This window comes from Paracoccus sp. (in: a-proteobacteria), assembly GCF_030536915.1.
GTDB lineage: Bacteria > Pseudomonadota > Alphaproteobacteria > Rhodobacterales > Rhodobacteraceae > Paracoccus.
In genome coordinates this window covers 1,885-2,714 of sequence record NZ_JAUNPC010000175.1, presented here as the reverse complement: position 1 = coordinate 2,714, position 830 = coordinate 1,885, and the positions used below count along the sequence as shown (strand labels likewise).

General features: G+C 70.4%; 2 protein-coding genes. Both read left to right on the top strand.

Annotation, left to right across the window (positions count from 1 at the left end; translation table 11 throughout):
* Positions 1 to 14: 14 nt before the first annotated feature.
* Positions 15 to 164, top strand: a complete 150-nt coding sequence (locus tag Q4F04_RS15405; RefSeq protein WP_303370671.1) for a transporter substrate-binding domain-containing protein — start codon at positions 15 to 17, stop codon at positions 162 to 164.
* A gap of 55 nt (positions 165 to 219) precedes the next feature.
* Positions 220 to 830: ABC transporter permease (locus Q4F04_RS15400; RefSeq protein WP_303370670.1), on the top strand; the 611-nt coding region annotated here is incomplete at its 3' end.

The following is an 830-nucleotide window of genomic DNA, read 5'->3' as shown; positions in this document are numbered from 1 at the left end:
CCGACGATCCGGCCATCCTCGGCCGCGGCGCCGGTGTCGGCCTGCGCAAGGGCGATACGGAGCTGAAGGACAAGGTCAACGCCGCCATCAAGGCGATCCGCGCCGACGGCACCTATGACGCCTTCACGAAGAAGTACTTCGACTTCGACATCTACGGCGACTGACGGCACCACCGGCGCGGCCCCTTGCCGGGCCGCGCCCCCTGGCTTGGGCGGACCCATGGACGCATCCCTGATCGACTGGAGCCTGCTGGCGCTCGACCCCCCCGGATGGGGCGGGGCGCTGCTGCGGGGCTTCCTGAACACGCTGCAGATCGCCGTCGGCGGCTATGCCCTGGGCCTTCTGATCGGCATGGCCGGTGCCCTGGGCAAGCTGCATGGCGGGCCGGTCACGCGCGACCTGCTGGAGGTCTACACCACCGTGGTCCGGGCGGTGCCGGAACTGGTGCTGATCCTGATCCTGTATTACGCGGGCACCGACCTGCTGAACCGGGGACTGGCGGCGCTGGGATACGGCCCTGCCGACATCAGCGGCCTCGCGGCGGGCATCTTCGTCATCGGCGCGGTCCAGGGGGCCTATTCGACCGAGGTGCTGCGCGGCGCGATCCGGTCCATCGCGCCCGGCCAGATCGAGGCCGCCCGCGCCTTCGGCATGACCCCACGCAAGATCCTGACCCGCGTGACCATCCCCGCGATGCTGCCCTCCGCCCTGCCGGGGCTGGCCAACCTGTGGCTGATCGCCACAAAGGACACCGCGCTGCTGGCCGTGGTGGGCTTCAGCGAACTGACGCTGGTCACGCGGCAGGCGGCGGGGGCGACCAAGCATTACCT